The organism is Pseudomonas sp. JL27(2026) (assembly GCF_056933555.1).
Genome location: NZ_CM167794.1, coordinates 1,145,072 through 1,166,713 on the forward strand (window position 1 = coordinate 1,145,072; position 21,642 = coordinate 1,166,713).

Genomic DNA, 21,642 nt, shown 5'->3' on the forward strand with positions numbered 1-21,642 from the left:
GGCACTTCATGCAAAAATCAATCGGCGCACCAAAGCAGAGGCTCAGCCTCAGCGATCCGCGAGTGCGTGCGTGGCTATTCCAGATCATCACGGTTGTCGCGGTGATCTCGATGGGCTGGTACTTGTTCAACAACACTCAAACCAACCTGCAACACCGGGGTATTACTTCCGGCTTCAGCTTTCTGGAGCGCAGTGCAGGGTTCGGTATCGCGCAACACCTGATCGACTACACCGAATCGGACAGCTATGCCCGGGTGTTTGTCATCGGCTTGCTCAATACGTTGCTGGTGACCTTCATCGGCGTGATTCTGGCGACGATCCTGGGGTTCATCATCGGCGTCGCACGGCTCTCGCATAACTGGATCATCAGCAAGCTGGCGACCATCTATGTCGAGGTTTTCCGCAACATTCCACCGCTGCTGCAAATCCTGTTCTGGTACTTCGCGGTGTTCCTGACCATGCCAGGGCCGCGTAACAGTCATAACTTCGCCGATACGTTCTTCATGAGCAGCCGTGGCCTGAATATGCCAGCGGCCTTGAAAGGTGAAGGTTTCTGGCCGTTTGTGGTCAGCATCGTGGTGGCAATTGTCGCCATCGTGCTGATGTGCCGCTGGGCCAACAAACGCTTCGAAGCAACGGGTGTACCCTTCCACAAATTCTGGACCGGGCTGGCACTGTTCATAGTGATTCCAGCCTTGTGCGCGCTGATCTTCGGCGCGCCACTGCATTGGGAAATGCCGAAGCTTGCGGGCTTCAACTTCGTCGGTGGCTGGGTGTTGATTCCCGAGTTGCTGGCCCTGACCCTGGCCCTGACGGTGTACACCGCGGCGTTCATCGCCGAGATCGTACGTTCGGGGATCAAGTCGGTCAGCCATGGCCAGACCGAAGCAGCCCGCTCATTGGGGCTGCGCAACGGGCCGACCCTGCGCAAGGTGATCATCCCGCAAGCCCTGCGTGTGATCATTCCTCCGCTGACCAGCCAATACCTGAACCTGGCGAAAAACTCTTCGCTGGCGGCCGGTATCGGTTACCCGGAAATGGTGTCGTTGTTTGCCGGCACGGTGCTGAACCAGACCGGGCAGGCCATCGAGGTTATTGCCATCACCATGAGCGTGTACCTGGCGATCAGTATCAGCATTTCCCTGCTGATGAACTGGTACAACAAGCGCATTGCGCTGATCGAGCGGTGAGGAAACGCGCATGACGATTCATACTTTCAAACCTGACATGCCACCGCCCAAGAGCAGCATCGGTGTCGTGGCGTGGATGCGCGAGCACATGTTCTCCAGCTGGATCAACACGCTGCTCACGCTGTTCGCGTTCTACCTGATTTATCTGGTGGTGCCGCCGATCCTGCACTGGGCGATTCTGGATGCCAACTGGGTCGGGACGACCCGTGCCGATTGCACCAAGGAAGGCGCGTGCTGGGTGTTCATCCAGCAGCGTTTCGGCCAGTTCATGTATGGCTATTACCCACCCGAACTGCGCTGGCGCGTGGACCTGACCGTGTGGCTGGCGGTGATCGGCATTGCACCGTTGTTCATCTCGCGCTTCCACCACAAGGCGGTTTACGGCCTGAGTTTTCTGGTGCTGTACCCGATCATTGCCTACTGCCTGCTGCATGGCGGCGTCTTTGGCCTGAGCAACGTTGCGACCAGTCAATGGGGCGGCTTGATGCTGACCCTGGTCATTGCCACCGTGGGTATTGCGGGCGCCTTGCCGCTGGGGATCGTGCTGGCGCTGGGCCGTCGCTCGAACATGCCGGCGATTCGTGTGGTCTGCGTGACCTTCATCGAATTCTGGCGCGGCGTGCCGTTGATCACGGTGCTGTTCATGTCCTCGGTGATGTTGCCGCTGTTCCTGCCCGAAGGCATGAACTTCGACAAACTGCTGCGAGCCTTGATCGGTGTGATCCTGTTCCAGTCGGCCTACGTGGCTGAAGTGGTGCGCGGCGGTCTGCAAGCGATTCCCAAAGGTCAGTACGAAGCGGCTGCCGCCATGGGGCTGGGCTACTGGCGCAGCATGGGCCTGGTGATTTTACCGCAGGCCCTGAAACTGGTGATCCCTGGCATCGTCAACACCTTCATTGCGCTGTTCAAGGACACAAGCCTGGTGATCATCATCGGCCTGTTCGACCTGCTCAACAGTGTCAAGCAAGCCGCCGCCGACCCGAAATGGCTTGGTATGGCCACTGAAGGTTATGTGTTTGCGGCCCTGGTGTTCTGGATTTTCTGTTTTGGTATGTCCCGCTATTCCATGCATTTGGAACGCAAGCTGGACACTGGCCACAAGCGCTAAAGCGCCGTACCTAATTTAGGAAGTTCTGCTATGAGCGAAGCAATCAAAAAGCCGTCGAGCCCTGAAGGCATTATTCAGATGCAGGGTGTGAACAAGTGGTACGGCCAGTTCCACGTGTTGAAAGACATCAACCTGAACGTCAAGCAGGGCGAGCGTATTGTTCTGTGCGGGCCGTCGGGTTCGGGCAAGTCGACCACCATTCGCTGCCTCAACCGTCTGGAAGAGCACCAGCAGGGCCGCATTGTGGTCGATGGCGTGGAGTTGACCAACGACCTCAAGCAGATCGAGGCAATTCGTCGTGAGGTTGGCATGGTGTTCCAGCACTTCAACCTGTTCCCGCACCTGACCATCCTGCAAAACTGCACGCTGGCACCGATGTGGGTGCGCAAGATGCCCAAGCGCAAGGCTGAAGAAATTGCCATGCATTACCTGGAGCGCGTACGCATCCCGGAACAGGCGCACAAGTTTCCGGGGCAACTGTCTGGCGGCCAGCAACAGCGTGTGGCGATTGCCCGTGCACTGTGCATGAAACCCAAAATCATGCTGTTCGACGAGCCGACCTCGGCCCTCGATCCGGAGATGGTGAAAGAGGTACTCGACACCATGATCGGCCTGGCCGAAGACGGTATGACCATGCTCTGCGTGACCCACGAAATGGGTTTCGCCCGGACCGTGGCCAACCGCGTGATCTTCATGGACAAGGGCGAAATCGTCGAGCAAGCCGCGCCGAACGACTTCTTCGACAACCCGCAGAATGAACGCACCAAGCTGTTCCTGAGCCAGATCCTGCATTGATCGAAGCCAGGCAGTGAAATAAACCCGGACGTGTTCCGGGTTTATTTTTGCCTGATGTTCTGGGTCAGGATGCCAGCACTGTTTCCTCTTCCGGGAAGCGTGTGGCCAGCAGCCGCTTCAAGTCAGTGCCTTTGTTCATTGCTTGTATTTCAGCCAGTAGGTGAGGATGACGATCCAGCAGACGCATCAGCGTGAACAAAGCTTGAGGAGGTTGAAGTTCACCGCGCTCGTATCGCGAAAATGCATTGTGACCGCCACCGGAAAGTAGTTTTACCGCTTCCTTCTGCGTGAGGTGCAGTTTACGGCGGATACGTTTCATCTCAGAACCCATGATCTCAAAGCAATCTTCGAGCAACTTATCGCCTGCATCGGAGTAGCGCTCGGCGCTGTCGGTGTCATTATCAAAAATGATTTCAGCGCAATCTCTGCATTCCCAGCCGGCAATGTCGTGTACCCATCGTGAGACGTTCTTATAGTCGACACAGAGACTGCGACCTTGGAAATGTTGCATTGCGTCTTGAGCGCCGCAGCTCATGCATTGCCGCGTATTCATAAGTTCTTCTCCTTGAAAGAGATCACCGGAGGTCCGCCGTTGGGGCAGTAGGTCACTTTGATGTAAAGCTCAAGGTCATGAAATATTGTGTGGTAAACGTCCTGCCAGTTTCGGTGATCGGTGTAGCAAGTCATCGACTTGTAGAGCATTCGCCGTTCCAGTGAGCAAATGGCGAGTTCCATATCTCGCAGGGTCCATCCCATTTTCTTCCCAGACCTCAGTGCGGTTTGAGTAAAAGCTTTGGCCCCTTGTCTCCGGACCTCAGCCTTGATGACCGACAAGTCGAAGTGAGGCGTACTCTTTTCCATAAGAAACCACGAACCCTGTCCCTGAAATTACCCTTAAAGGGTAATTTTGACCAATCGAAAATCCCGCTCCTTTTCTTGCTCTTAAACACTAGGTGCTTGTCCTCTCGGATGATGCTGACTAACATGTCGGAAAATTCATCCTATGATTGGATGAAAGGGCGAATTCCATGACAGACATAGCTCCCTTGATAAAACGCTCCCTGGTCGATCAAGCCCTGGAGCAGCTGCGCCTGCGCATCAATGAAGGTGTCTGGCAGGTAGGGCAGCGCTTGCCCACCGAGCCCGAGCTGGCCGCTGAGCTGGGCATCAGCCGCAACACCGTGCGTGAAGCCATGCGTGTGTTGGCGTTTTCCGGATTGATCGAGATTCGCCAGGGGGATGGCAGTTATCTGCGGGCAGTCGTCGATCCCCTCGACACGATGAAGGCCCTGTCCCGTTGTTCCCATGAGCAGGCTCGGGAAACCCGGCACATCCTTGAGGTCGAGGCGATTGGCCTGGCAGCATTGCGACGTACCGACGAAGACCTCAAGGGGTTACACGAAGCTCTGGGGGCGAGCGGCAGTCACTATCATGGCGATCTCGACAGCTACATCGCCTGCGACCTGGTGTTTCACCGTCGTTTGGTGGACGCTGCGCACAATCCCACCCTCAGTGAGCTGTATCGCTACTTTTCCAGCATCGTCAGCGCGCAATTGCGCCAGACCCTCAGCATCACGCCCCGACGCCAGGAAGTCTTCGATTTGCACATCGAACTGCTTGAGGCCGTCGAGCAGCGCGACCCGGAGCGGGCCAAGGCCCTGTCGAGGCAGTTAATCAATGAACCCTGAAACCGAGAACGCCATGCCCAGCCCAACGGCGAGCTCCCTCGCGCTGCAACCCAAGCGCGAGGCAGAGCTTGAAGAGCTGCTGATCGACGCCGAGGCCGATGACGAACAGGTCCAGCAAAGCCATCCGGTCTTGCGCCGCCCGTGGCTGTTGCTGTTGGGGTTGATTCTGGTTGCGTTGAACTTGCGTCCGGCGCTGTCGAGCATGGCGCCGCTGCTCAGTGATGTATCGAAAAACCTAGGCCTGTCGGCGGCGCAGGCGGGGTTGCTGACTACCTTGCCGGTGCTTTGCCTCGGTCTGTTTGCTCCGCTGGCGCCGGTGCTGGCGCGGCGTTTTGGTGCTGAACGTGTGGTGCTGGGGATTTTGCTGACGCTGGCTGGCGGGATCATCCTGCGCAGCTCGTTTGGTGAGATCGGCCTGTTTGCCGGGAGCATTCTGGCCGGTGCCAGCATTGGTGTGATCGGTGTATTGCTGCCGGGCATCGTCAAGCGCGACTTCGCCAGACACGCCGGCACCATGACCGGTGTCTATACGATGGCGCTGTGCCTCGGCGCGGCCATGGCGGCCGGGGCAACCGTGCCCTTGAGCGAGCATTTCGACAAACGCTGGGCATTGGGCCTGGGCTTTTGGGTGGTACCGGCCTTGATCGCGGCCATCTTCTGGTTGCCGCAAGTCGGGCAAAAACACGGTGCGCACAACGTGGCGTATCGGGTGCGCGGTTTGCTGCGTGATCCGCTGGCCTGGCAAGTGACCTTGTACATGGGCCTGCAATCCTCGCTGGCGTATATCGTCTTCGGCTGGTTGCCATCGATCCTGATCGGTCGCGGCCTGACCCCAACCCAGGCCGGGTTGGTGCTGTCCGGTTCGGTGATCGTCCAGTTGGCCAGTTCGCTGGCGGCGCCGTGGTTGGCGACGCGTGGCAAGGATCAACGGCTGGCGATTGTCATCGTCATGCTGCTGACGCTGGGTGGTCTGTTCGGTTGCCTGTATGCGCCGATTGAAGGCCTGTGGGGCTGGGCAATTTTGCTCGGACTAGGGCAGGGCGGGACGTTCAGCCTGGCGTTGACCCTGATTGTGCTGCGTTCGCGTGATGCCCACGTCGCGGCCAACCTGTCGAGCATGGCCCAGGGTTTTGGTTACACCCTGGCCTCCATGGGGCCGTTCGCGGTCGGTCTGGTGCACGATTGGACAGGCGGCTGGACCGCGCTGGGCTGGATCTTCGGGGTCATCGGCCTTGGCGCGATCATCGCTGGCCTCGGCGCCGGGCGTTCGCTGTATGTACAGGTCAAAAGCGAAAGGGTCTGAGACGACTATTCCCACCGTGAATGCCGGTAGTCTTGCCGGCATTTGCAGACTATCGTGCAGGCATCTGTCGAAGCCATTTTTGCAAATGCAGGGAGCCTGTCCATGAGTGATGCCCACAGCGCATTGATCACTGAGTTCTATCAAGCGTTCCAGCGTCTGGATGCCGAGGCCATGAGCGCCTGCTACACCGAGGACGTGGTGTTCAGTGATCCAGCCTTTGGCGAGCTGCGCGGGCGCGATGCCGGCGACATGTGGCGCATGCTGGCCAGCCGGGCCAAAGACTTCTCCCTGACCTTTGATAACGTTTGTGCGGACGAGCGCACCGGCAGCGCCCATTGGGTCGCGACCTACCTGTTCAGCCAAACCGGCAACACTGTGGTCAACGACATCCAGGCGCGTTTCGTTTTCCGTGACGGCAAGATCTGCGAGCACCACGATTATTTCGATCTGTGGCGCTGGTCGCGTCAGGCCCTGGGTTTCAAAGGTCTGTTGCTGGGGTGGACGCCTTTGGTGGGCAACGCTGTTCGCGCCCAGGCCTTGAAGGGGCTGAAGGCATTCCAGGCCAGTCGCTGATAAGATCGCGGCTTGTTTTCCTACAAGCCTTGATCGTCACGTGAACACCCTTAGCGAAACTTCCGCCAGCAATGATGAAACCATGATTGCGATCAGCAAACCCTGGTTCGTCTATCTGGTTCGTGCGGCCAACGGTTCGTTGTATTGCGGGATCAGCGACGACCCGATCAAGCGCTTTGCAAAGCATCAGAGCGGTAAAGGCGCCCGTTTTTTTCTCTCCAGCCCGGCCGTGGCGCTGGTCTACACCGAAGCCTGCCGCGACAAAAGCGAAGCGTTGCGCCAGGAACGGCTGATCAAAAAACTCAAGAAAAGCGCCAAGGAATGTCTGGTGGCGACTGCTGTTGCGGGCTTGTCACGCTGATTGACCAGTTCCCATCAGGCAGACAGGTGGGCTGCCAACCGATTGCGCGCTAAGCTGCTGATTCCTTACACCAGCGGCGGGTTCGAGCATGTCAGAGATCATTCTTCACCATTACCCGACTTCTCCCTTTGCGGAAAAGGCCCGGCTGCTGCTGGGTTTCAAGGGCTTGTCCTGGCGTTCTGTGAAAATCTCGCCGGTGATGCCAAAACCAGACCTGACGGCGCTGACTGGCGGTTATCGCAAGACTCCGGTCTTGCAGGTTGGCGCTGATATCTACTGTGATACGGCGCTGATTGCCCGACGCCTGGAGCAGGAAAAAGCCTCGCCCGCGCTCTTCCCGGAAGGGCGGGAAATGATCACCGCGACGTTTGCGGCCTGGGCCGATTCGGTGGTGTTTCAGCATGCTGTGAGCCTGGTGTTCCAACCGGAATCGGTAGCGGTGCGGTTTGCCACGTTGCCGCCCGAGGCGGTGAAGGCCTTTGTCGCTGACCGTGCCGGGTTGTTCAGCGGAGGCAGCGCGACGCGGTTGTCGACCGAGCTGGCCAAGCATCAATGGCCGACGATCATGGCGCGTCTCGAGCAGCAATTGCAGCGCGAGGATGGCGACTTCCTGTTTGGTGAGCCGTCGATTGCCGACTTCTCCATGGCTCACCCGCTATGGTTTCTCAAGGGTACGCCGGTGACATCACCGTTGGTCGATGTTTATCCGGCTGTGTCGGCCTGGTTGGGGCGGGTGATGGGGTTTGGGCACGGCGCGTTCAGCGAGATGGCCTCACAAGAAGCGCTGGACGTTGCTCGCCATTGCGCGCCGGCTGCCTTGCCGGATGAAGTGTTCAGCGAGCCTAACGGATTCGAGGCGGGTCAGCAGGTGTCGATTGCCGCGACGGATTACGGCGTTGACCCAGTGGTGGGCGAGTTGCTGTTTGCCGGCAGCGAAGAGCTGATCCTGCGGCGTGAAGACGAGCGTGCGGGCGTGGTGCATGTGCACTTTCCGCGGTTCGGGTTTCGGATTGAAGCGAAGTAGCTTTACACCGCAGATGTTTGAACGGGGCTGAACCTGTGGCGAGGGAGCTTGCTCCCGCCTGACCCAGTGCGCAGTGCTCACAAAACAGGTGTTCATTGCGAAGAGTCTGGGGCTGCTACGCAGCCCGACGGGAGCAAGCTCCCTCGCCACAGGGATTGAGTGAGTCAGTGGTTATTTCAATGCGGCGAGAATCTCATCCGGGTCGTACCCGCGAATCAACGTACCGTTCACATCAATCAGCGGAATGCCCCGCCCGCCCAGCGCTTCGTACGCCTTGCGCGCCTGGGCATCTTTCTCGATGTCGAATTCCTTGTACGGGATACCCTTCTGGTCGAGAAAACGCCGCGTCAGCTTGCAGTAGCCGCACCAATCGGTGGCGTAGAGCGTGACCCTGGCGTTGGCCTGGGTCTGCTCGGACACGCCTTGCGAGGGGTTGAACACCCGCTCGATCTTGCCCCAGTTCTGGTAGACCACGACCACCAGCAGGATCAGCAGGAATTTCTTCAGTACGCCGCCCAGCATCAGTTGCGACGCTTCAACTGATCGGTCAGTTGGGTGGGCAGGCCTTTGATGATCAGGGTGCCGGCCTCTTCGTCGTACTCGATCTTGGAGCCCAGCAGGTGCGCTTCGAAGCTGATGGACAGGCCTTCAGCGCGCCCAGTGAAGCGGCGGAACTGGTTGAGGGTGCGTTTGTCGGCCGGAATCTCGGGCGAGAGGCCGTAATCTTTGTTGCGGATGTGGTCGTAGAAGGCTTTTGGGCGTTCTTCATCAATCAGTTCCGACAGCTCTTCCAGGCCCATCGGCTCACCGAGCTTGGCCTGGCTGCTGGCGTAGTCGACCAGGGTCTTGGTTTTTTCGCGGGCAGAGTCTTCCGGCAGGTCTTCGCTTTCCACGAAGTCACTGAAGGCTTTGAGCAGGGTGCGGGTTTCGCCCGGCCCGTCGACACCTTCCTGGCAGCCGATGAAGTCGCGGAAGTATTCCGAAACCTTCTTGCCGTTCTTGCCTTTGATAAACGAGATGTATTGCTTGGACTGCTTGTTGTTCTGCCACTCGGACACGTTGATTCGTGCGGCGAGGTGCAGTTGGCCCAGGTCCAGGTGCCGCGACGGGGTCACGTCGAGCTGGTCGGTCACCGCCACACCTTCGCTGTGGTGCAGCAGGGCGATGGCCAGGTAGTCGGTCATGCCTTGTTGATAGTGGGCGAACAGCACGTGACCACCGGTCGACAGGTTCGATTCCTCCATCAGTTTTTGCAGGTGTTCCACCGCAACGCGGCTGAAGGCGGTGAAATCCTTCCCGCCGTCGAGGTATTCCTTCAGCCAGCCGCTGAACGGGTGCGCGCCGGATTCGGCATGAAACAAACCCCAGGCTTTGCCCTGTTTGGCGTTATAGCTTTCGTTGAGGTCGGCGAGCATGTTCTCGATGGCTGTGGACTCTGCCAGTTCCGAGTCGCGAGCGTGGAGAACTGCAGGGGTGCCGTCGGGTTTTTTGTCGATCAGGTGGACGATGCAATGACGGATCGGCATAGGCTTCTCGGCTGGTTGAAGGGGGGAGGGCGCGCTCCCCGAAAAAGTGCCCAGTGTACCGCAACCACTGGTTTTGGAGCGGGTGGAAGGGTGTTTCGCGGTGGTCCGAGCGACCTTATGGGGGTTTTTGCCGTTTTAGAGCGATAAAGCTGACCAAATGGGTAGGTAGAGGCGGATATTTCCCCGTCTCTGTGCTAGTTTTGCCCCGTCTTACGCGAAGTCACTGCGTTAAGCGTGCATTCAGCATTTGTCAGGTCGAACCAAACCCTGATTTCGGTATCTATAACCCCGATCCGTCGTGGTTCTAGCCGGGGGTGCCAGATCCAGAAGATCGGGCTCGATGGCTGACACTGCACTCTGCAATCCAAATGAATTTGATAGGGAAGGAACACTAAATGGCTCTTACTAAAGACCAACTGATCGCCGATATCGCTGAAGCCATCGACGCGCCGAAAACTACCGCGCGTAACGCTCTGGACCAACTGGGCCAAATCGTTGCTGATCAACTGGAAAACGGCGGCGAAATCACCCTGCCAGGTATCGGTAAGCTGAAAGTGACCGAGCGTCCTGCCCGTACCGGCCGTAACCCTTCGACTGGCGCTGCCATCGAAATCGCTGCCAAGAAAGTTATCAAGCTGGTTGTGGCCAAAGGCCTGACCGACGCTGTTAACAAGTAAGACCGCAGTAATAAAAAAACCGTGCGCCGGGACAACCCGGGCACGGTTTTTTTGTACCTGCGATTCAGCAAATGCTGCAAACCAATGTGGGAGCGGGCTTGCTCGCGAAGGCGGCGTGCCAGTCGACTTCAATGGTGACTGATACACCGCCTTCGCGAGCAAGCCCGCTCCCACAGTTGATCTGCGTCGGTCAGTTAATCAGCTTTTACGGACCCAGCGCTCGCGCCAGACTTGCTGCTCGGACTTGGTCTGGAAGGTCCAGGCCACGAAGCGGCTTTTCTTCTGGCCCTGAGACATTTCCACCACCTGGCTTTCCAGGACGCCGGCCTTTTTCAGGGCCGTCTCAATCGCTGGCAGGTTTGACGCCTTCGAGACCAGGGTGCTGAACCAGAGCACTTTGTGTTGGAAATGCGCACTCTCGGCGATCAGTTGTGTCACAAATCGTGCTTCGCCGCCTTCACACCACAGTTCTGCCGACTGACCGCCAAAGTTCAGCACCGGCAGTTTGCGTTTTGGATCGGCGCGGCCCAGGGCGCGCCATTTACGCTCGCTGCCCCGGGTAGCCTCGTCCATCGAGGCGTGGAACGGCGGGTTGCACATGGTCAGGTCAAAGCGTTCGCCGGGTTCGAGCAGGCCCAGCAGAATGTGCTTGGGATTGCTTTGCTGGCGCAACTGGATGGCTTTGTTCAGCCCGTTGGACTGTACGATGGCTTTAGCGGCAGCCACGGCCGTCGGATCGATTTCCGAGCCCAGGAAGTGCCAGCGGTAGTCGCTGTAGCCGATCAGCGGATAGACGCAGTTGGCGCCCATGCCGATATCGAGCACCTTGACCGGCGCGCCGCGAGGGATCTCGCCGTCGTTGACGCTGGCCAGCAGGTCGGCCAGGAAGTGCACGTAGTCGGCACGGCCCGGAACCGGTGGGCAGAGGTAGTCAGCCGGGATGTCCCAATGGGCGACGCCGTAGAACGACTTGAGCAGCGCCCGGTTGAACACACGCACCGCGTCCGGGCTGGCGAAGTCGATGCTTTCCTTGCCGTACGGATTGATGATCACGAACTTCGCGAGTTCTGGCGTGGTTTTGATCAGCGCCGGGAAGTCGTAACGACCCTGATGGCGATTGCGCGGGTGCAGACTGGCCTTCTCGCGCGGCTCCACGGCTTTGGCCGGGGTCGCAGGTTTTGGCTTTTGGCGCGGGGCTTTGGGTTTGCTAGGGGCGGTCATGGGAAGTCGATTCAGGGTTTTGGCTCAAAGTGGCGGGCATTGTCCCACATCAGCTCAGGATTGATGACAAAAGTGCAGATAACACCGATCAAGTGTGGGAGCGGGCTTGCTCGCGAAGCCGGTTTAACATTCAACATTCATGTTGGCTGACACTCCACTTTCGCGAGCAAGCCCGCTCCCACATTGGAATTTCGGTGTTTGGGGAGAATGCGGCAGGCAAAAAAAGGGAGGCCTTCGCAGGCCTCCCTTTTTAATCGCTGGAGTTGCCGTTACAAACTGGCAATCCGCGCATGTTGCTCGGCCAACCTGCCCAGAGCCTGTTCGGCTTCAGCCAGTTTGGCGCGTTCTTTCTCGATGACGTCGGCGGGGGCCTTGTCAACGAAGCCGGCATTGGACAGCTTGCCGCCCACACGCTGCACTTCGCCTTGCAGGCGCTGGATTTCCTTGTCCAGGCGCGCCAGTTCGGCGTTCTTGTCGATCAGGCCGGCCATTGGCACCAGCACTTCCATCTCGCCGACCAGGGCGGTGGCGGACAGCGGTGCTTCTTCGCCTGCGGCCAATACGGTGATCGACTCGAGCTTGGCCAGCTTCTTCAGCAGGACTTCGTTCTCGCTCAGGCGACGTTGGTCCTCGGCGCTGACGTTTTTCAGGAACAGCGGCAGCGGTTTGCCCGGGCCGATGTTCATCTCGCCACGAATGTTACGCGTGCCAAGCATCAGGCCCTTGAGCCATTCGATGTCGTCTTCGGCAGCCTGATCAATGCGCGCTTCATTGGCCACTGGCCAAGGTTGCAGCATGATCGTCTTGCCTTCGATACCGGCCAGCGGCGCGATGCGCTGCCAGATTTCTTCGGTGATGAACGGCATGAACGGGTGAGCCAGGCGCAGGGCAACTTCCAGCACGCGAACCAGCGTGCGACGGGTGCCACGCTGACGCTCGATCGGGCCGTTTTCGTCCCACAGCACAGGCTTGGACAGCTCCAGATACCAGTCGCAATACTGGTTCCAGATGAACTCGTACAAGGCTTGTGCGGCCAGGTCGAAACGGAACTGGTCGAGTTGACGGGTCACTTCGGCTTCGGTGCGTTGCAACTGGGAGATGATCCAGCGATCGGCCAGCGACAGCTCATAGGCTTCGCCGTTCTGGCCGCAGTCTTCGCCCTTGTCCAGCACGTAGCGCGCAGCGTTCCAGATCTTGTTGCAGAAGTTGCGATAGCCTTCGACGCGGCCCATGTCGAACTTGATGTCGCGACCAGTGGACGCCAGCGAGCAGAAGGTGAAGCGCAGGGCGTCGGTGCCATAGCTGGCGATGCCGTCGGCGAACTCGTCGCGGGTCTGCTTTTCAATCTTCTTCGCCAGTTTCGGCTGCATCATGCCCGAGGTGCGTTTCTCCACCAGCGCTTCAAGCTCGATACCGTCGATGATGTCCAGCGGGTCGAGGACGTTGCCCTTGGACTTGGACATCTTCTGGCCCAGGCCATCGCGCACCAGACCGTGTACATAAACGGTCTTGAACGGAACCTGTGGCGTGCCGTCTTCGTTTTTCACCAAATGCATGGTGAGCATGATCATCCGGGCAACCCAGAAGAAAATAATGTCGAAGCCGGTCACCAGTACGTCGGTGGAGTGGAATTTTTTCAGGAATTCGGTCTGTTGCGGCCAGCCGAGGGTGGAGAAGGTCCACAGGCCCGAGCTGAACCAGGTATCGAGTACGTCGTTGTCCTGTTGCAGTGCAACGTCCGGGCCCAGGTTGTGCTTGGCGCGCACTTCGGCTTCGTCGCGGCCCACATAGACTTTGCCCGACTCGTCGTACCAGGCCGGGATTCGGTGGCCCCACCACAGCTGACGGCTGATGCACCAGTCCTGGATGTCGCGCATCCACGAGAAGTACATGTTTTCGTACTGTTTTGGCACGAACTGGATGCGCCCGTCTTCAACGGCGGCAATGGCAGGCTCGGCCAATGGCTTGGTGGACACGTACCACTGGTCGGTCAGCCACGGCTCGATGATGGTGCCAGAACGGTCGCCTTTCGGAACTTTCAGGGCGTGATCGTCGACGCTGACCAGCAGGCCGGCGGCGTCGAAGGCGGCAACAATTTCTTTACGGGCCTGGAAGCGATTGAGGCCGGCGTACTCGGCGGGCAGTGTGCCGTCGATCTCTTCGTTGACGCTGCCGTCGAGGTTGAACACCTGGGCGGCCGCCAACACTTCGGCGTTCTTGTCGAAGATGTTCAGCAGCGGCAGGTTGTGGCGCTTGCCGACTTCGTAGTCGTTGAAATCGTGGGCCGGGGTGATTTTCACGCAGCCGGTGCCGAATTCAGGGTCGCAGTAATCGTCCGCGATGATCGGGATGCGGCGGCCAACCAGCGGCAGCTCGACAAACTTGCCGATCAGGGCTTTGTAGCGCTCATCGTTCGGGTTAACGGCCACGGCGGAGTCGCCGAGCATGGTTTCCGGACGGGTGGTCGCGACGATCAGGAAGTCGTTGCCTTCAGCGGTTTTGGCGCCATCAGCCAGCGGGTACTTCAGGTTCCACAGGAAGCCTTTCTCGTCGTGGTTTTCCACTTCGAGGTCGGAAATCGCCGTGTGCAGCTTGGTGTCCCAGTTGACCAGGCGCTTGCCGCGATAGATCAGGCCGTCTTCGTGCAGGCGCACGAAGGCTTCTTTCACGGACTCCGACAGGCCGTCGTCCATGGTGAAGCGTTCGCGGCTCCAGTCTACAGACGAGCCGAGGCGGCGGATCTGGCGGCTGATGTTGCCACCGGACTCATCTTTCCATTCCCAGATTTTTTCGAGGAATTTTTCGCGGCCCAGATCATGGCGGCTCTGGCCCTTGGCTTCGAGTTGACGCTCCACCAGCATTTGCGTGGCGATACCGGCGTGGTCGGTGCCCGGCTGCCACAGGGTGTTGCGACCCTGCATGCGGCGGAAACGGATCAGGGCGTCCATGATCGCGTTGTTGAAGCCATGGCCCATGTGCAGGCTGCCGGTGACGTTCGGCGGCGGGATCATGATGGTGTAGGAATCGCCCGCGCCTTGCGGGGCGAAGTAGTTCTCGGACTCCCAGGTGTTGTACCAGGAAGTTTCAATGGCGTGCGGCTGGTAGGTCTTATCCATGCGCGGCGGGACCCTATTGGCATTTATTCAGGAAAAGCCGGCAAGTATAGCGGGGCATGGGGCGGAGGGCGAGCAGACGCAGACCGGGCGCAGATCAAATGTGGGAGCGGGCTTGCTCGTGAAATCGGCAGGGCAGTCGACAGAGATGTTGAATGTTGAACCACCTTCGCGAGCAAGCCCGCTCCCACAGGAGATTGGTGTTACTCGTACTGACTCAACAACCGTTCCATGCGTGCATCGAGGCGGCGTTTGATTTCGGTTTCGATGTGCGGGGCGAAGTCGTCGATCACGTCTTGCATGATCAGTTGCGCGGCGGCGCGCAGTTCGCTGTCCAGGTGCAACATCACATCAGCGCCTTGCTGGACGGAAGCGGCCGGCACCGGTTCGACGACAGGCGCCGGGGCGGGAGCAGGTTTGGGGGCTGGCGGCTCGATGACGTCGGCTTGCGGTTTGCCGCCGACCTGATCGAACAACATCGGAATCTGGCCTTCATCACGCGCTTGCTCGACGGTGTCCGTCAGCAGGGGCGGTTGCAGGTTGTCATCGCCGAGCAGTTGGCGGATCGACTCCAGGTCATCCAGCAGGTGCGCGGACTTTTGCTGCGGTTTTGGCGTGTCCATCGTGAATTCAGAGTCGCTGTAGACGGTGATCTTGCAGAGGATAGCCCTGTTCGCGGTAGAAACGGAAACTCTCCCGCGCAGCCTGTCGAATGGCAGGGTCTTCGACCACCACTTCGGCTATTCGGGCAAAGCGTTGGGCAAACGCGGGGACCTTCAGGTCAAGGTTGACCAGCAAGTCCTGGTGTTGGCCAGGGTCGTCGCCCAGGCCCAGTACAATCAAGCCGTCCGGCTCGCTTTCGGCGGGGCCGTGAGGCACGAAGCTTTCACCTTTGAACGCCCACAGGCGTGCATCAAGGGCATCACGCTGGGCGGCATCGCTGCAATGCAGGTAGATCCGGTGGCCCATGCGCCAGGCTTTCTCGGTGAGTTTGCAGGCAAAATCCAGCCGTGCGGCGGGGTCGGCGCTCGGCAAGATGTAAAAGTCGACTTTGGTCATTGCGGTTCCTGAGCCTCAAGCAGCGTCACTCGTGAGTGACGCTGCCTGGGTCATCGGTTTCAGGCTTTGGCGCGGTCCAGCAGGTATTGGGTCAGCAAGGGAACCGGACGGCCAGTGGCGCCCTTGTCCTTGCCGCCGCTGGTCCAGGCAGTACCGGCGATATCCAGGTGCGCCCAGTTCAGGTTTTTGGTGAAGCGCGACAGGAAGCACGCAGCGGTGATGGTGCCGGCTTTCGGGCCGCCGATGTTGGCGATGTCGGCGAATGGGCTGTCCAGTTGCTCCTGATATTCATCGAACAGCGGCAATTGCCAGGCGCGGTCGTCGGCGGCCTGGCCGGCGCTCAGCAGTTGGCCGATCAGATCGTCGTTGTTACCCAGCAGGCCCGAAGTGTGAGCCCCCAGGGCAACGACGCAGGCGCCCGTCAGGGTTGCGATGTCGATCACGGCCTGTGGCTTGAAGCGTTCGGAGTAGGTCAGGGCATCGCACAGCACCAGGCGGCCTTCGGCGTCGGTGTTGAGGATTTCCACGGTCTGGCCGCTCATGGTGGTGACGATGTCGCCGGGGCGCGAAGCATTGCCGCTCGGCATGTTCTCGGCGCAGGCCAGGATGCACACCAGGTTGATCGGCAGCTTCAGCTCGAGCACGGCGCGCAGGGTGCCGAACACGCTGGCGGCGCCGCCCATGTCGTACTTCATTTCATCCATGCCGGCGCCCGGCTTGAGGCTGATGCCGCCGGTGTCGAAGGTAATGCCCTTGCCGACCAGCGCATACGGCTTCTCGGATTTCTTGCCGCCGTTGTACTGCATGACGATCAGGCGTGGCGGCTGGGCGCTGCCCTGGCCGACGGCGTAGAAGGAACCCATTCCCAGTTCCTTGATTTTTTTCTCGTCAAGGATCTCGACTTTCAGGCCCTTGAATTCCTTGCCGAGGTTTTTCGCCTGTTCGGCAAGGAAGCTTGGGTGGCAGATGTTTGGCGGCAGGTTGCCCAGGTCGCGGGTGAACGCCATGCCGTTGGCGATTGCGGTGGCGTGGGTCACGGCGCGTTCGACTTCGGCTTGCGCGGCCTTGATGGTCACCAGGGTGATTTTCTTCAGGGTGCGGGGTTCGGCTTTCTGGCTCTTGAACTGATCGAAGGTGTATTCGCCGTCCACCAGGGTTTCGGCCAGCAGGCGGGTTTTGCCGTAGCTGTCGCGACCCTTGACCACCACTTCGTCCAGCGCCAGCACGGCGTCGGTGCCGCCCAGGCCTTTGAGGGTATTGAGTACGCCGGCAATGATTTTGCGGAAGGGGCGGTCGCCCAGTTCTGCTTCTTTACCGGTGCCCACCAGCAGCACGCGTTCGGCTTTGAGGTTTGGCAGGCTATGCAGCAGCAGGCTCTGGCCGACTTTACCGGCCAGGTCGCCGCGCTTGAGGACCGCGCTGATCGCGCCGCCGCTGAGTTCATCGAGCTGTTTGGCAACGGTGCCAAGCTTGCGGTCTTCGCCGACGGCGACCACCAGAGTGGCGGTTTTCAACGTTTCTGGGCTGACGCTTTTTACAACCAGTTCCATGTCCGGGTCCCTGAATAAATAGTCAAAGTACGCCGCGCCAAAGGGGCTTGCGCAAGCTTGCTTACAAGAGCGGCAGACGCTGCTGGGTGCAGCGACAAAGGCCGCAGTTTGAACCTCGCCGGTCGAGGCTGACAACCCTTGTATGGACGATCTTTGCGCCATTACGCACCCGCTTGAGCGTGCGCAGTGACAGGCGCGTGCAATCACAGGATAATGCGACATCTTTTTCGGTGGCCCAGCCCTATGGGCCGCTCGATATGTTTGCTTGTTTGGCCGCCTTAGCCTGACAACCCTGGAGTGTCTGGTTTGATCGTCTTCCGTTATCTATCCCGCGAAGTCCTGTTGACCTTGAGCGCCGTCAGCGCTGTGCTGCTGGTCATCATCATGAGCGGACGCTTCATCAAGTACCTGGCTCAGGCTGCCTCCGGCGCCCTGGATCCAGGCTCGCTGTTCCTGATCATGGGTTTTCGCCTGCCGGGTTTCCTGCAACTGATCCTGCCCTTGGGGCTGTTTCTCGGGATCCTGCTGGCTTACGGTCGGCTTTACCTTGAAAGCGAAATGACCGTGCTGTCGGCCACCGGCATGAGCCAGCAACGGCTGCTGGGCATGACCCTGTTTCCGGCCACGCTGGTTGCGCTGCTCGTGGCCTGGCTGGCCTTGAGCCTGGCGCCTCAGGGCGCCAACCGCTTCCAGTTGCTGATCAACCAGCAAGACGCGATGACCGAATTCGACACCCTGGTGCCAGGACGCTTCCAGGCGTTGCGCGACGGCACTCGGGTGACCTACACCGAGCAGCTCTCCGATGACCGGATCAACCTGGCGGGCGTGTTCATTTCGGAAAAACGCTTGTCGGGCGACAAGAGCAAGGATCGCGGGATTTCTGTGCTGGTGGCTGAAAAGGGCCGTCAGGAAGTCCGCGAAGACGGCAACCGCTACCTGATCCTCGACAACGGCTACCGTTATGACGGTAATCCGGGGCAGGCGGACTATCGGGCGATCAAATACGACACCTATGGCGTGCTGCTGCCCAAGCCCGATGTCAGCGATGAAGTGACTGATCGCGATGCGATGACCACCCGTTCCCTGCTTGAAAGCGATGACATCCGTGCACGTACCGAGCTGCAATGGCGTCTGTCGCTGCCGCTTCTGGTATTCATCGTCACGCTGATGGCCGTTCCGCTGTCGCGGGTCAACCCGCGTCAGGGGCGTTTCCTCAAGCTGCTGCCGGCGATTCTTCTTTATATGGCTTACCTGACCATCCTGATCGCCGCCCGTGGCGCGCTGGAGAAAGGCACGATCCCGCCGGCCCTGGGCTTGTGGTGGGTTCACGGGATATTCCTGGCCATTGGCCTGGGCTTGCTCTACTGGGAACCGTTACGCTTGAAGATGGCGAGTCGCCGCAGTGCGCTGGAGGTGACCCGTGGTTAAGCTCGATCGCTACATTGGTAGCAGTGTTTTCATGGCGATTGTCGCGGTATTGGGGATTATCCTGGGCCTGGCGTCGCTGTTTGCCTTCATCGATGAAATGGGCGATGTCAGCGATACTTATACGCTGGTCGACGTCTTGAGCTTCGTTGCATTGACCGCGCCGCGTCGTGTCTACGACATGCTGCCGATGGCTGCACTGATCGGTTGCCTGATCGGTCTGGGCAGCCTGGCCAGCAACAGTGAGCTGACCATCATGCGCGCCGCCGGTGTGTCCATCGGTCGGATCGTCTGGGCGGTCATGAAGCCGATGCTGGTGCTGATGCTGGCCGGCGTGCTGGTCGGCGAATACGTCGCCCCGGCCACGGAAAACCAGGCGCAGGCCAATCGCTCGCTGGCTCAGGGGGGCGGGGAGGCCCAGAGTGCCAAGCATGGTTTGTGGCACCGCCAGGGTGACGAGTTCATTCACGTCAATTCGGTGCAGCCTAACGGTGTGCTGTATGGCGTGACCCGTTATCGTTTCGACAATGAGCGGCACATGCTGTCTTCGAGCTTCGCCAAGCGCGCGCAGTTCGAGCAGGATCACTGGCAGCTCACCGACGTCAGCACCACGCTGTTCCATGGCCGCAGCACCGAGCTGGTCAGCGAGCCGGTAGTGCGTTGGGATGTCGCCTTGAGCCCGGAATTGCTCAATACCGTGGTGATGGCGCCTGAGTCACTGTCGATTACCGGCCTGTGGGGTTATATCCACTACCTGGCTGACCAGGGTCTGAACAACGGCCGTTACTGGCTGGCCTTTTGGGTCAAGGTATTGCAGCCGCTGGTCACGGCGGCGCTGGTTCTGATGGCGATCTCCTTCATCTTCGGCCCGCTGCGCTCGGTGACCTTGGGGCAGCGAGTGTTTACCGGCGTGCTGGTGGGCTTCACTTTCCGAATTGTTCAGGATTTGCTGGGGCCGTCGAGCCTGGTGTTCGGTTTCTCGCCACTGTTTGCGGTGTTGGTTCCAGCGGGTATCTGTGCATTGGCAGGGGTCTGGCTCTTGCGTCGGGCGGGTTGATCGCGAGTATTTTCGCGTTGTTCGCTCAGTAAAAACGCCCCGGTCGCAAGATCGGGGCGTTTTCGTATTCAATGTCGGTGACCTGCAAACGTGACGCTTGCGTCGTGTATCAGGTACAATTCCCGGCTATTTTTCGGCGGGCTATGCCTGCAGCCTTTTTGAGTGTTGATCCGTGAGTGATTTGAGTCATATCCGCAATTTCTCCATCATCGCCCACATTGACCATGGCAAGTCGACGCTGGCCGATCGCTTCATCCAGATGTGCGGCGGCCTGGCCGAGCGCGAGATGGAAGCCCAGGTGCTGGACTCCATGGACCTTGAGCGTGAGCGCGGGATCACCATCAAGGCGCATAGCGTTACCCTGTATTACACCGCCAAAGATGGCATCAAGTACCAGCTGAACTTCATTGACACCCCAGGCCACGTTGACTTCACCTACGAAGTCAGCCGGTCGCTGGCGGCCTGTGAAGGTGCGTTGCTGGTGGTCGATGCCGGTCAAGGCGTTGAAGCGCAATCCGTTGCCAACTGCTACACGGCCATCGAGCAGGGCCTGGAAGTGATGCCGGTCCTGAACAAGATCGACCTGCCACAGGCCGACCCGGACCGCGTCAAGGAAGAAATCGAGAAAATCATCGGCATCGATGCCACCGACGCGGTCGAGTGCAGTGCCAAGACCGGTCTGGGCGTTGACGAAGTGCTTGAGCGCCTAGTCAAGACCATTCCTGCGCCGACCGGTAACATCGAAGATCCGCTGCAAGCGTTGATCATCGACTCCTGGTTCGACAACTACCTGGGCGTTGTCTCCCTGGTTCGCGTGCGCCATGGTCGCGTGAAGAAGGGCGACAAGATTCTGGTCAAATCCACCGGCAAGATCCACCTGGTGGACAGCGTCGGTGTGTTCAACCCGAAACACACCGCCACCGTTGACCTGAAAGCAGGCGAAGTAGGTTTCATCATCGCTGGCATCAAGGACATTCATGGTGCGCCAGTGGGTGACACCCTGACCTTGAGCTCGACGCCGGACGTCGATGTGCTGCCAGGTTTCAAGCGCATTCAGCCGCAGGTCTATGCCGGTCTGTTCCCGGTCAGCTCCGACGACTTCGAAGACTTCCGTGAAGCCCTGCAAAAGCTGACCCTGAACGACTCGTCGCTGCAGTACACCCCGGAAAGCTCCGACGCCCTGGGCTTCGGCTTCCGTTGCGGGTTCCTCGGCATGCTGCACATGGAAATCATCCAGGAGCGCCTGGAGCGCGAGTACGACCTGGACCTGATCACCACCGCGCCGACGGTTATTTTCGAGCTGGTGCTGAAAACCGGTGAAACGATTTACGTCGACAACCCGTCCAAGCTCCCGGACGTGTCCTCGATCGAAGACATGCGCGAGCCGATCGTGCGGGCCAACATTCTTGTGCCGCAAGAGCACTTGGGTAACGTCATTACCCTGTGCATCGAAAAGCGTGGCGTACAGCACGACATGCTGTTCCTCGGTTCCCAGGTCCAGGTGACCTACGATATACCGATGAACGAAGTGGTCCTGGACTTCTTCGACCGTCTGAAATCCACCAGTCGCGGCTATGCTTCGCTGGATTATCATTTCGATCGTTATCAATCGGCTAGTCTGGTGAAACTGGATGTGCTGATCAACGGTGACAAGGTCGACGCCCTGGCGCTGATCGTGCACCGTGACAATGCGCACTACAAAGGTCGCCAGTTGACCGAGAAGATGAAAGAACTGATTCCGCGTCAGATGTTCGACGTCGCAATCCAGGCCGCCATTGGCGGGCAGATTATTGCGCGAACCTCCGTCAAGGCACTCAGAAAGAACGTATTGGCCAAATGCTACGGTGGTGACGTTAGCCGTAAGCGCAAGCTGTTGGAAAAGCAGAAGGCCGGTAAAAAACGCATGAAGCAGGTCGGTAACGTGGAAATTCCACAGGAAGCCTTCCTCGCTGTGCTCAGGTTGGATAGTTAG

21 protein-coding genes are annotated in these 21,642 nt (G+C 59.2%); 12 read left to right on the plus strand and 9 right to left on the minus strand.

The window, feature by feature from the left end; all coding sequences use genetic code 11:
* The first annotated feature begins 8 nt into the window (after positions 1 to 8).
* Genes AC1Z1G_RS05185 through AC1Z1G_RS05195 form a run of 3 tightly spaced genes read left to right on the plus strand, consistent with a single transcriptional unit; the run spans position 9 to position 3,093 of the window.
* Positions 9 to 1,190, plus strand: coding sequence for an amino acid ABC transporter permease (locus AC1Z1G_RS05185; RefSeq protein WP_483625425.1), 1,182 nt, complete (start codon positions 9 to 11; stop codon positions 1,188 to 1,190).
* Positions 1,191 to 1,200: 10 nt separating this feature from the next.
* Complete coding sequence (locus tag AC1Z1G_RS05190) at positions 1,201 to 2,298, plus strand: amino acid ABC transporter permease (protein WP_483625427.1); 1,098 nt, start codon at positions 1,201 to 1,203, stop codon at positions 2,296 to 2,298.
* Between the two features lie 30 nt (positions 2,299 to 2,328).
* The gene (locus AC1Z1G_RS05195; protein ID WP_483625429.1) at positions 2,329 to 3,093 is read left to right on the plus strand and encodes an amino acid ABC transporter ATP-binding protein; all 765 of its coding nucleotides are present in this window, start codon (positions 2,329 to 2,331) and stop codon (positions 3,091 to 3,093) included.
* Between the two features lie 64 nt (positions 3,094 to 3,157).
* Here the strand turns inward: AC1Z1G_RS05195 and AC1Z1G_RS05200 are convergent, their stop codons facing one another.
* Positions 3,158 to 3,646, minus strand: a complete 489-nt coding sequence (locus tag AC1Z1G_RS05200; protein ID WP_483625431.1) for a type II toxin-antitoxin system MqsA family antitoxin — start codon at positions 3,644 to 3,646, stop codon at positions 3,158 to 3,160.
* The gene (locus AC1Z1G_RS05205) at positions 3,643 to 3,954 is read right to left on the minus strand and encodes a type II toxin-antitoxin system MqsR family toxin (protein ID WP_483625432.1); all 312 of its coding nucleotides are present in this window, start codon (positions 3,952 to 3,954) and stop codon (positions 3,643 to 3,645) included. The genes AC1Z1G_RS05200 and AC1Z1G_RS05205 overlap by 4 nt, the downstream gene beginning before the upstream one ends.
* A gap of 167 nt (positions 3,955 to 4,121) precedes the next feature.
* On the opposite strand from AC1Z1G_RS05205, the gene AC1Z1G_RS05210 reads away from it, so the two are divergent.
* The 5 genes from AC1Z1G_RS05210 (at position 4,122) to AC1Z1G_RS05230 (ending at position 8,042) form a co-directional block, all read left to right on the plus strand.
* Positions 4,122 to 4,781, plus strand: a complete 660-nt coding sequence (locus tag AC1Z1G_RS05210) for a FadR/GntR family transcriptional regulator (protein ID WP_483625434.1) — start codon at positions 4,122 to 4,124, stop codon at positions 4,779 to 4,781.
* Positions 4,771 to 6,084 carry a CynX/NimT family MFS transporter gene (locus AC1Z1G_RS05215; protein ID WP_483625436.1) on the plus strand — a complete coding sequence of 438 codons (1,314 nt, stop codon included), beginning with the start codon at positions 4,771 to 4,773 and terminating at the stop codon, positions 6,082 to 6,084. The genes AC1Z1G_RS05210 and AC1Z1G_RS05215 overlap by 11 nt, the downstream gene beginning before the upstream one ends.
* Positions 6,085 to 6,186: 102 nt before the next feature.
* Positions 6,187 to 6,657, plus strand: coding sequence for a nuclear transport factor 2 family protein (locus AC1Z1G_RS05220; protein WP_483625438.1), 471 nt, complete (start codon positions 6,187 to 6,189; stop codon positions 6,655 to 6,657).
* Positions 6,658 to 6,697: 40 nt separating this feature from the next.
* On the plus strand, positions 6,698 to 7,018 hold the full coding sequence (locus tag AC1Z1G_RS05225; protein WP_483625439.1) for a GIY-YIG nuclease family protein: 321 nt from the start codon (positions 6,698 to 6,700) through the stop codon (positions 7,016 to 7,018).
* Between the two features lie 88 nt (positions 7,019 to 7,106).
* Positions 7,107 to 8,042 (plus strand): glutathione S-transferase family protein, encoded by a 936-nt coding sequence (locus AC1Z1G_RS05230; protein ID WP_483625440.1) that lies wholly within the window; start codon positions 7,107 to 7,109, stop codon positions 8,040 to 8,042.
* A gap of 171 nt (positions 8,043 to 8,213) precedes the next feature.
* Here AC1Z1G_RS05230 and AC1Z1G_RS05235 read toward each other — a convergent pair whose 3' ends face one another.
* On the minus strand, positions 8,214 to 8,564 hold the full coding sequence (locus AC1Z1G_RS05235) for a glutaredoxin family protein (RefSeq protein ID WP_483625442.1): 351 nt from the start codon (positions 8,562 to 8,564) through the stop codon (positions 8,214 to 8,216).
* The gene (gene yejK / locus AC1Z1G_RS05240) at positions 8,564 to 9,568 is read right to left on the minus strand and encodes a nucleoid-associated protein YejK (RefSeq protein ID WP_483625444.1); all 1,005 of its coding nucleotides are present in this window, start codon (positions 9,566 to 9,568) and stop codon (positions 8,564 to 8,566) included. The genes AC1Z1G_RS05235 and yejK overlap by 1 nt, the downstream gene beginning before the upstream one ends.
* Positions 9,569 to 9,963: 395 nt before the next feature.
* Here yejK and AC1Z1G_RS05245 point away from each other — a divergent pair, with 395 nt between their 5' ends.
* Positions 9,964 to 10,245, plus strand: coding sequence for an HU family DNA-binding protein (locus AC1Z1G_RS05245; RefSeq protein ID WP_007905514.1), 282 nt, complete (start codon positions 9,964 to 9,966; stop codon positions 10,243 to 10,245).
* Between the two features lie 198 nt (positions 10,246 to 10,443).
* Here AC1Z1G_RS05245 and rlmF read toward each other — a convergent pair whose 3' ends face one another.
* The 5 genes from rlmF to AC1Z1G_RS05270 all read right to left on the minus strand — a co-directional run bounded on the left by rlmF (position 10,444) and on the right by AC1Z1G_RS05270 (position 17,188).
* On the minus strand, positions 10,444 to 11,466 hold the full coding sequence (rlmF, locus tag AC1Z1G_RS05250) for a 23S rRNA (adenine(1618)-N(6))-methyltransferase RlmF (protein WP_483625447.1): 1,023 nt from the start codon (positions 11,464 to 11,466) through the stop codon (positions 10,444 to 10,446).
* Positions 11,467 to 11,735: 269 nt separating this feature from the next.
* Positions 11,736 to 14,582 (minus strand): valine--tRNA ligase, encoded by a 2,847-nt coding sequence (locus tag AC1Z1G_RS05255; RefSeq protein WP_483625449.1) that lies wholly within the window; start codon positions 14,580 to 14,582, stop codon positions 11,736 to 11,738.
* A gap of 200 nt (positions 14,583 to 14,782) precedes the next feature.
* Positions 14,783 to 15,202, minus strand: coding sequence for a DNA polymerase III subunit chi (locus AC1Z1G_RS05260; protein ID WP_483625451.1), 420 nt, complete (start codon positions 15,200 to 15,202; stop codon positions 14,783 to 14,785).
* A 7-nt stretch (positions 15,203 to 15,209) separates the two neighbouring features.
* Entirely contained in the window at positions 15,210 to 15,638 is a 429-nt protein-coding gene (locus tag AC1Z1G_RS05265) for a DNA polymerase III subunit chi (RefSeq protein ID WP_483625453.1), read from the minus strand.
* Positions 15,639 to 15,697: 59 nt separating this feature from the next.
* Positions 15,698 to 17,188, minus strand: a complete 1,491-nt coding sequence (locus AC1Z1G_RS05270; RefSeq protein WP_483625454.1) for a leucyl aminopeptidase — start codon at positions 17,186 to 17,188, stop codon at positions 15,698 to 15,700.
* Between the two features lie 306 nt (positions 17,189 to 17,494).
* On the opposite strand from AC1Z1G_RS05270, the gene lptF reads away from it, so the two are divergent.
* From lptF to lepA, 3 genes are all read left to right on the plus strand, one after another.
* Positions 17,495 to 18,616: an LPS export ABC transporter permease LptF gene (gene lptF, locus AC1Z1G_RS05275; RefSeq protein ID WP_483625455.1), complete on the plus strand. Its 1,122-nt coding sequence runs from the start codon at positions 17,495 to 17,497 to the stop codon at positions 18,614 to 18,616.
* The gene (lptG, locus tag AC1Z1G_RS05280; protein ID WP_483625457.1) at positions 18,609 to 19,670 is read left to right on the plus strand and encodes an LPS export ABC transporter permease LptG; all 1,062 of its coding nucleotides are present in this window, start codon (positions 18,609 to 18,611) and stop codon (positions 19,668 to 19,670) included. The genes lptF and lptG overlap by 8 nt, the downstream gene beginning before the upstream one ends.
* 172 nt (positions 19,671 to 19,842) lie before the next feature.
* Positions 19,843 to 21,642, plus strand: a complete 1,800-nt coding sequence (lepA, locus tag AC1Z1G_RS05285) for a translation elongation factor 4 (protein WP_347904307.1) — start codon at positions 19,843 to 19,845, stop codon at positions 21,640 to 21,642.

Bases quoted from the DNA above. Each gene is read 5' to 3' on its own strand.
- AC1Z1G_RS05185 (WP_483625425.1), top strand. From the start codon at position 9: ATGCAAAAATCAATCGGCGCACCAAAGCAGAGGCTCAGCCTCAGCGAT.
- AC1Z1G_RS05190 (WP_483625427.1), top strand. From the start codon at position 1,201: ATGACGATTCATACTTTCAAACCTGACATGCCACCGCCCAAGAGCAGC.
- AC1Z1G_RS05195 (WP_483625429.1), top strand. From the start codon at position 2,329: ATGAGCGAAGCAATCAAAAAGCCGTCGAGCCCTGAAGGCATTATTCAG.
- AC1Z1G_RS05200 (WP_483625431.1), bottom strand. From the start codon at position 3,646: ATGAATACGCGGCAATGCATGAGCTGCGGCGCTCAAGACGCAATGCAA.
- AC1Z1G_RS05205 (WP_483625432.1), bottom strand. From the start codon at position 3,954: ATGGAAAAGAGTACGCCTCACTTCGACTTGTCGGTCATCAAGGCTGAG.
- AC1Z1G_RS05210 (WP_483625434.1), top strand. From the start codon at position 4,122: ATGACAGACATAGCTCCCTTGATAAAACGCTCCCTGGTCGATCAAGCC.
- AC1Z1G_RS05215 (WP_483625436.1), top strand. From the start codon at position 4,771: ATGAACCCTGAAACCGAGAACGCCATGCCCAGCCCAACGGCGAGCTCC.
- AC1Z1G_RS05220 (WP_483625438.1), top strand. From the start codon at position 6,187: ATGAGTGATGCCCACAGCGCATTGATCACTGAGTTCTATCAAGCGTTC.
- AC1Z1G_RS05230 (WP_483625440.1), top strand. From the start codon at position 7,107: ATGTCAGAGATCATTCTTCACCATTACCCGACTTCTCCCTTTGCGGAA.
- AC1Z1G_RS05235 (WP_483625442.1), bottom strand. From the start codon at position 8,564: ATGCTGGGCGGCGTACTGAAGAAATTCCTGCTGATCCTGCTGGTGGTC.
- yejK (WP_483625444.1), bottom strand. From the start codon at position 9,568: ATGCCGATCCGTCATTGCATCGTCCACCTGATCGACAAAAAACCCGAC.
- AC1Z1G_RS05245 (WP_007905514.1), top strand. From the start codon at position 9,964: ATGGCTCTTACTAAAGACCAACTGATCGCCGATATCGCTGAAGCCATC.
- rlmF (WP_483625447.1), bottom strand. From the start codon at position 11,466: ATGACCGCCCCTAGCAAACCCAAAGCCCCGCGCCAAAAGCCAAAACCT.
- AC1Z1G_RS05255 (WP_483625449.1), bottom strand. From the start codon at position 14,582: ATGGATAAGACCTACCAGCCGCACGCCATTGAAACTTCCTGGTACAAC.
- AC1Z1G_RS05260 (WP_483625451.1), bottom strand. From the start codon at position 15,202: ATGGACACGCCAAAACCGCAGCAAAAGTCCGCGCACCTGCTGGATGAC.
- AC1Z1G_RS05265 (WP_483625453.1), bottom strand. From the start codon at position 15,638: ATGACCAAAGTCGACTTTTACATCTTGCCGAGCGCCGACCCCGCCGCA.
- AC1Z1G_RS05270 (WP_483625454.1), bottom strand. From the start codon at position 17,188: ATGGAACTGGTTGTAAAAAGCGTCAGCCCAGAAACGTTGAAAACCGCC.